This window comes from Micromonospora sp. NPDC023633, from assembly GCF_040640035.1.
In the GTDB taxonomy this organism is placed as follows: domain Bacteria; phylum Actinomycetota; class Actinomycetes; order Mycobacteriales; family Micromonosporaceae; genus Micromonospora.
Window position 1 is genome coordinate 61,617 of record NZ_JBFABB010000020.1, and the last position, 7,247, is coordinate 68,863.

General features: G+C 72.9%; 8 protein-coding genes. 6 read left to right on the forward strand and 2 right to left on the reverse strand.

All coding sequences use genetic code 11. The annotated features are described in order from the left end of the window. Positions 1-180: 180 nt before the first annotated feature. Positions 181-1,821: an MDR family MFS transporter gene (locus AB0G13_RS09070; RefSeq protein WP_357871118.1), complete on the reverse strand. Its 1,641-nt coding sequence runs from the start codon at positions 1,819-1,821 to the stop codon at positions 181-183. Next, on the reverse strand, positions 1,818-2,285 hold the full coding sequence (locus AB0G13_RS09075) for a MarR family transcriptional regulator (RefSeq protein ID WP_357871121.1): 468 nt from the start codon (positions 2,283-2,285) through the stop codon (positions 1,818-1,820). Before AB0G13_RS09075 ends, AB0G13_RS09070 begins: the two co-directional genes overlap by 4 nt. Before the next feature lie 111 nt (positions 2,286-2,396). Between AB0G13_RS09075 and AB0G13_RS09080 the strand changes: the two genes are divergently transcribed. The 6 genes from AB0G13_RS09080 to AB0G13_RS09105 all read left to right on the forward strand — a co-directional run bounded on the left by AB0G13_RS09080 (position 2,397) and on the right by AB0G13_RS09105 (position 7,155). Beyond that, complete coding sequence (locus tag AB0G13_RS09080) at positions 2,397-3,014, forward strand: TetR family transcriptional regulator (RefSeq protein ID WP_357871124.1); 618 nt, start codon at positions 2,397-2,399, stop codon at positions 3,012-3,014. Positions 3,015-3,135: 121 nt separating this feature from the next. Further along, positions 3,136-3,528 carry a VOC family protein gene (locus AB0G13_RS09085; protein ID WP_357871127.1) on the forward strand — a complete coding sequence of 131 codons (393 nt, stop codon included), beginning with the start codon at positions 3,136-3,138 and terminating at the stop codon, positions 3,526-3,528. 99 nt (positions 3,529-3,627) lie between these two features. Then, the gene (locus AB0G13_RS09090) at positions 3,628-4,083 is read left to right on the forward strand and encodes a GNAT family N-acetyltransferase (RefSeq protein ID WP_357871130.1); all 456 of its coding nucleotides are present in this window, start codon (positions 3,628-3,630) and stop codon (positions 4,081-4,083) included. Between the two features lie 397 nt (positions 4,084-4,480). After that, positions 4,481-5,449, forward strand: a complete 969-nt coding sequence (locus AB0G13_RS09095; protein ID WP_357871133.1) for a helix-turn-helix domain-containing protein — start codon at positions 4,481-4,483, stop codon at positions 5,447-5,449. A 7-nt stretch (positions 5,450-5,456) separates the two neighbouring features. Continuing rightward, positions 5,457-6,221: an HD domain-containing protein gene (locus AB0G13_RS09100; protein WP_357871136.1), complete on the forward strand. Its 765-nt coding sequence runs from the start codon at positions 5,457-5,459 to the stop codon at positions 6,219-6,221. A gap of 106 nt (positions 6,222-6,327) precedes the next feature. After that, a complete protein-coding gene (locus AB0G13_RS09105) occupies positions 6,328-7,155 on the forward strand; it encodes an SGNH/GDSL hydrolase family protein (RefSeq protein WP_357871139.1) in 828 nt (275 codons plus the stop codon). Positions 7,156-7,247 lie beyond the last annotated feature (92 nt).

Here is a 7,247-nt window from a genome sequence, read left to right on the forward strand (position 1 = left end):
GACGCGGCGGGCCCGGCACTCGTCGCTCGTCGACGCGGCGGGCCCGGGACGACGACACGGGGTGCGCGGCCGGCCGGGCCGTCGAGGGCGGCCGGGACTGACGCACGATCCGGAAGCCTGACGACAGCGGGGCCGCCACCGTCTTCGGACGGTGGCGGCCCCGCTGTCGCAGGTGCGGCGTCAGCGGCGCGCTGGCGCCTCCCGCCCGGCGGCGTCCACGCTCACCTGGTCGAAGGCCGGAGCGCCGTCGACGGCGTCGGCGGCCACGGCCGTCGACCTGGCGGGGTCGGGCAGATCCAGGCTGCTGCGCAGGCCGACCGGCTTCAGCAGGACCGCGGCGATGACGCCGACGACGGCGATCGCGGCGGAGATGAGGAAGATGTGGCCGGTGGCGTCCCCGTACGCCGCGCGGACGATCTGCTGGACCGCGCCGGGCATGGCGTCGAGGTTCAGGCTGCCGGCTCCCGCGCTGCCGGAGGCGGGGATGCCGGCCGCGGAGAGATCGGCGGTGATCTGGTCGGTGACCTGCCGGGCGAGGACCGCGCCGAGGACCGAGACGCCGATGGTGCCGCCGAGCGACCGGAAGAACGCGACGGTCGAGCTGGCCGCGCCGATGTCCCTGAGCGAGACGGTGTTCTGCACGGCGAGGACGAGGTTCTGCATCGTCATGCCGACCCCGACACCGACGATGAACATGGCCGTGCCGACCAGCACCAGCGAGGTCTCGTGGTCGATGGTGCCGAGCAGGGCGAAGCCGATGACGAGCACGACCGCGCCGAACACGATGTACGGCTTGATCTTCCCGGTCCTGGTGATCAGCCGGCCGGCGACGATCGACGAGATGAGGACGCCGGCCATCATCGGGATGGTGAGCAGCCCGGCCTCCGTCGGGCTGTAGCCGCGCCCGATCTGGAAGTACTGGCCGAGGAAGACGGCGCCGCCGAACATCGCCATGCCGACCGCCAGGCTGCCCAGGATGGCCAGGGCGGTGGTCCGCTGACGGACGAGATCGAGCGGGACGACCGGCTCGTCCGCCCGGGACTCCACCCGGACGGCCAGGGCGAGCAGCGCGACCGATCCACCGACCATGGCGGCGGTCTGCCAGGAGGCCCAGGCGAACGAGTCGTCGACGAAGGAGATCCAGATGAGCAGCACGCTGACGCCGGCGGCGATCAGGGTCGCACCCAGGTAGTCGATCTTCACGTTCTCGCGACGGACCGTCGGCAGTCGCAGGGTGAAGTGCAGGAGGACGAGCGCGATGGCGGCGACGGGGACGCCGACGAAGAAGCACCAGCGCCAGCCGAGCCAGGACGTGTCGACGATGAGCCCGCCCAGCAGCGGGCCACCGACCGTCGCCACCGCCATGACGCCGCCGAGGTAGCCGTTGTACCGGCCGCGCTCCCGGGGCGGGATCATCGCCGCGATGGCGACCTGGACGAGGGCCTGGAGGCCGCCGACGCCGATGCCCTGGAACGCGCGGGCGGCGATGAGCTGCTCGGCGGTCTGGGCGAACCCCGCGATCACCGAGCCGACCAGGAAGACGGCGATGGCGACCTGGACCAGGAGCTTCTTGTTGAACAGGTCGGCGAGCTTGCCCCAGATCGGGGTGGTCGCGGTCGCGGTGAGCAGGGTGGCGGTGACCACCCAGGTGTACTGGGTCTGCGACCCGTTCAACGCGCCGATGATGTTCGGCAGCGCCGTCGAGACGACGGTGCCGCTGAGCATCGCGACGAACAGCACCAGCAGCAGGCCGCTGAGGGCCTCCAGCGTCTGCCGGTGTGTCATCGGCGCGTCGCCGGCCGTGGTGGTGGGTGCGCTCATCGCGCGGCCTCCAGGTTGTCGTGGTGTCCGAGGGCGGTCTCGATGTCGCGGGTGAACCGGCCGAGCGCGGCGGCGAGCGCCGCCACCTCCGCGGGGGTCCAGTCGGCGAGCGCGGTGTCGAGGATCCGGCCGTACCAGTCGTAGGTGTCGGTCAGGGCGGCCCGCCCGGCCGGGGTGACGGTCAGCAGGCTGGCCCGCTTGTCGGCGGGGTCGGCGCGCCGCTCGACCAAGCCGTGGCTGACGAGCGAGGCGACGGCGCGGCTGACGGTCGACGGGTCGAGCCCGCTGCGGGCAGCCAGCTCGCGGGCGTGGCAGTCGGCGGGCAGCTTCTCGATCTGCGTGAGGAGGCCGGCGAGGCCGACCGGCACGGCCGGCCGGACGTCGGCCCGGTGCCGTTTGATCAGCCGTACGCTCCTGATCAGCTCGGACAGCCTCGCACCGAGCTCGCGGCCGACAGTCTCCACGCCGCCCTCCCCTGTCGCAGATGGTTGCCGCACACAAGCATCTGCCGATCTTGCTCAATGCGCAAGTTTGCGCGATGAGAACTGAGTCACCCGCCCCGTAGGCTGTCGCCCATGGAGGAGACCACCGGGCTGCGCGAGCGCAAGAAGGCGGCCACCCGCCTCGCCCTGCACGAGGCGGCCCTGCGCCTCGCCACCGAGCACGGGCTCGACCGGGTGACCGTGGAGGCCATCGCCGACGCCGCGAACGTCTCCCGCCGGACGTTCTCCAACTACTTCTCCAGCAAGGAGGAGGCGGTCTTCCACGGCGACGCCGTACGGCTGCGCCGACTGCTGGAACTGGTCCGCCGGCAGCCGGCCGACGCGCCGCCGTGGGCCGTGCTGAGCGGGGCCGCCGAACGCCTCGCCGTCGAGGCGTACGGCAACGCGCCGCCCTCCTGGCTGGTCCGCCGCCGGCAGCTACGCGGCCACCCGGGCCTCGTCGCACACCAGATCGCGGCCTACACCGCCATCGAGCGCGAACTCGCCGACGACATCGCCCACCGGCTGACCGGCCCCGACCGGGCGCTGCGGTCCCGGGTCCTGGCGGCGACCTTCCTGGCCTCCCTGCGCGTCGCCATCCAGCACTGGATCGACCACCCCGACGGGCCGCTGCTCGACATCCTCCGGACCGCACTCGCCGAGGCCGGCTCCGCCCCGGCCGCCGCGTCCGCGCCACCGGCGGCCCGCTGACGCCCGGCGGGAAGCACTGCCGTCAGGGCAGCTCGGGCGGGCTCACGTGGGAACAGGTGACCCGACCCTCCACAGCTCTATAACCCTTGACCTATATAAGTACGGCGTTAAGCTTTACCCCATGCAGAAGATCACCACGTTCCTGATGTTCGACGGCGTCGCCGAGGAGGCCATGACGTTCTACGTCGGCCTGTTCAACGATGCGAAGGTCCTCGATGTCACCCGCTTCGGGCCCGACGGGCCGGGCAGGGAGGGGTCGGTGATGCGGGCGGCGTTCCAACTCGCCGGGCAGACGTTCATGTGCATCGACAGTGCCGTCCCCCACGAGTTCGGCTTCACGCCGGCGGTGTCGCTCTTCGTCGACTGCGACACCGAGGAGGAGATCGACCGTCTCCACGCGGCGCTCTCCGAGGGCGGCAGGGTGCACATGCCCCTGGGCAACCACGGCTTCAGCCGCAAGTTCGGCTGGACCGACGACCGCTTCGGTGTCTCCTGGCAGCTCAACCTCGCCTAGCACGCTGGCCACGGACGGACACGGCGACGCGGGCACAGGTCCCCGGAACCCGGCGTCGGCCGCCCACGCTGCCAGGCGACCTGCTGCTATGGTCCCACCATGCACCCGACGGCTCGCGTGTGGACGGCGGACGGAATCGGGTTGGTGTCGCGTTTCCCCGTCGACGACCTTGAGCTCAACGCCCTTCATGCCCGGGCCTTCGGTGGCGCTGTCGAGCAGGTGACGCCGTGGGCCGAGCGGCTGGAGCGGCACGCGCTGACGTGGGTCGGCGCCTTCGACGTCGGCCGCCTGGTGGGCTTCGTCCAGGTCTGCTGGGACGGTGGGTCGCACGCCTTCCTGCTCGACACGGCGGTGGACCCGGGGTGGCAGCACAGGGGGATCGGCACGGGCCTGGTTCGGGCTGCGGCCGACGACGCCGCGGCTGCGGGCTGCGAGTGGCTGCACGTCGACTTCGAGGCGCACCTGGAGCCGTTCTACCTCGAGCGGTGCGGGTTCCGCCCCACGTCCGCAGGCCTGCTGCGACTGCCTGGACGTCAGCGCGCCGAGGGGGCGTAGCCGGCCGAGCGCGTACGCGTCACCCGTCGGGCGGGGGGTAGCCGGTCGACGGGCGACCCCGCCCGGCCGGCACGCCTCGTCGTCGCCGACCCAGGAGTGTGCGGTGGGGGCCACGGTCAGCGCCGTCGCCACGGCCAGCAGACCGACCGCACCGCCGACGAGGAGCTTGCTCAACCGCGTCCGCAACGCGTCCACCTTTAATGCTAAAGACACTTGACCATTTACATGGGCTGAATGCACACCCGCCTCCGGCTCGTCGGCGCAAGGGCGCGGCCCGGCCGGACCTGGCAGCCGGTTCCCTCCCCGCGGATGCCGGGAGCACGGCCCACCGGCGATGTCCGGATGTGCGGTCCGGCCGTCCTTGTGGACCCCGCGGCGAGGCAACCAGACTGCTGGTGTGGAGATCGCCCGGATCCGCGAGGTAGTCGTGGTGGTGCACGACGGCGTCGTGTTGCTCGACGTGGCGGGGCCCGTGCAGGTGTTGCACGGCAGCGGTGGCTACCGGGTCCGGCTGGCCTCCATGGACGGCCGCCCGGTGCGCACGGACGTGGGGGTGCCCCTCGACGTCGAGTTGCCCCTGCACCAGGTGCGGCACCGGTTCGACACGCTCCTGGTGCCCGGCTACCCGCTCGCCACCCGGCAGCCGCCGCCGGCGCTCGTCACCGAACTCCCCCGCGTCAGCCGGCTCGCCCGCCGTACCGCGGCCATCTGCACCGGCGCGTTCCTGCTCGCGGCGGCGCGCCTGCTCGACGGCCGCCGGGCCACCACCCACTGGGCGGCCTGCGCCGAACTCGCCTCGCGGTTTCCCGCGGTCCGCGTCCGGCCCGACGCCCTCTACGTGCGGGACGGGCCGCTGTTCACCTCGGCCGGCGTGACGGCGGGCATCGACCTGACGTTGACACTGGTCGAGGAGGACCACGGGCCGGAGCGCGCCCGCACCACCGCCAAGTACCTCGTGGTCTTCCTGCACCGCCCGGGCGGCCAGTCCCAGTTCACCGTCCGCGGCAGCACCACGGCCGTCCCCGGCAGCGCCCTGCGCCGCGTACTGGACGCCGTTGCCGCCGACCCGGGCGCCCCGCACACGCTCGCCACGATGGCGGCGCACGCGTCGGTCAGCGAACGGCACCTGACCCGCCTGTTCCGCCGCACGGTCGGGACGACCCCCACGCGGTACGTCGAGCAGGTCCGCATCGAGGCCGCGAAGACCCTGCTCGAAGCGACCCACGACGGAGTGGGACGCATCGCCCGCGCCTGCGGCTTCGGCTCGGACGACACCATGCGCCGCGCGTTCGTGCGCGGCATCGGCATCACCCCGGCCGAGTACCGCCAACGCTTCCGGTCCGCATCCCCGACACCCGAAAGATGAGGTACCCGTGACGCCTTCCTTCTCGCGGCGAACCGCCCTCGGCGCCGGCCTGGCCGCCGGCGCCGGCATGCTCACCGGGCTGGCGCCCGCCACCGCGGGCACCGCCCACGGGGGGCCGGACGCCGACCTGGCCCTCCCGTCGACCCGGCTGGCCCGCGAGGCGATCCGGCTGATCGGCGAGGCGCAGGAGGCCTACCTGCGCAACCACAGCCTGCGCAGCTTCCTGTTCGCCCGCCAGGCCGCGGCGCGGGCCGGTCGGCGGCCCGGCCGCGACTACGACGAGGAGGTCGTGTTCCTGATCTGCGCCCTGCACGACATGGGCCTGACCGCACACGCCAACTCCGACCAGCGGTTCGAGGTGGACGGCGCCGACTTCGCCGCCCGGTTCCTCGAACAGCGGGGCGTCACCGACCACCGGGTCGACACCGTGTGGGACGCGATCGCCATGCACACCACGCGCAGCTTCCGCGACTCACCCGTCTTCCAGCGGCGCCGACCGCCGGAGATCGGCATCGCCCAGACCGGAATCAGCATCGACCTCATGGGCACCAACAGCCCGGTCCCACCCGCGTACGCCGACCGCGTCCACCGGCGCCTTCCCCGCCTCGGCGGCGCCCGGGCCGTCACCGACGCGATCGTCGCGCAGGCACTGGCCAACCCCCGCAAGGCCCCGGCCGCCACCCTTCCCGGCGAGATCCTGCACCAGCGCCACCCCGAGCTGCCCTACCTGACCTGGGACATGCTCCTGGGCACCAACGCCTGGGGCGACTGATCCCGCCGGGCGGCGCGGAGCCCGGAAGGACAGCCACCCGACCACTTCCGCACGGCGCGGGCTTCTGCCAACCTGATATCCACTATCTTCGATGTCAGGAGTGCCCGTGTCGTTGTCCCGCCGTGCGACAGCCGCCCTCGCCGCGATCGCCCTGCCCATGGTCACCGCGCTCACCGTCGGCCTGGCCGCCGCACCCGCCCAGGCCGCCACCCCGACCTACACCGCACTCGGCGACTCGTACGCCTCGGGCACCGGCACCCGGGAGTACTACTCCGACAGCGGCTCGTGCCAACGATCCCGGCACTCCTACCCGGTCCTGGGCGCGGCCCGGCTCGGCGCCACCCTCACCTTCCCGGCCTGCGCCGGCGCGACGGTCTCCGGCGTGCTGAACGGGCAGTTGGGCAGCCTGAACGCCTCGACGACCTACGTCACGGTGACCGCCGGCGGCAACGACATCGGCTGGTCGTCGGTGATCGTGCAGTGCGCGCTGCCGTGGCCCGCCACCTGCTGGTCCCAGATCGACGACGCGGAGAACCAGATCCGCAACACCCTGCCGGGGCGACTGGACCAGCTCTACTCCCGGATCCGGGCCCTCGCCCCGAACGCCCGGGTCGCGGTGGTCGGCTACCCGAGGCTGTTCAACGGCGAGGAGTGCAACCTCATCGCCAGGATCTCCCCCGGCGAACAGGCCGAGCTGAACGCCGCCGCCGACCTACTCGCGACGACCATCCGGAGCCGAGCGGTCGCCCACGGCTTCACCTTCGCCGACGCCCGGGGCCCGTTCAGCGGCCACGCCGTCTGTGACGACGTCGAATGGCTCAACGGCACCTCGAACCCGCTCGGCGAGTCGTACCACCCCAACCGGGCCGGCCACGTCGGGTACGCCGGCATGGTGCAGGCCGCCTTCAGCGGCGCCACGGCCCGACGGTCCTGATCGCGCGCGACCCCGTCGGACCGAGCACGCCGGAAGGGCGTCCCGACGCCGCCCGGGCGGGGGGGGGGGGCCCCAGCGGTCCCGGCCGCACG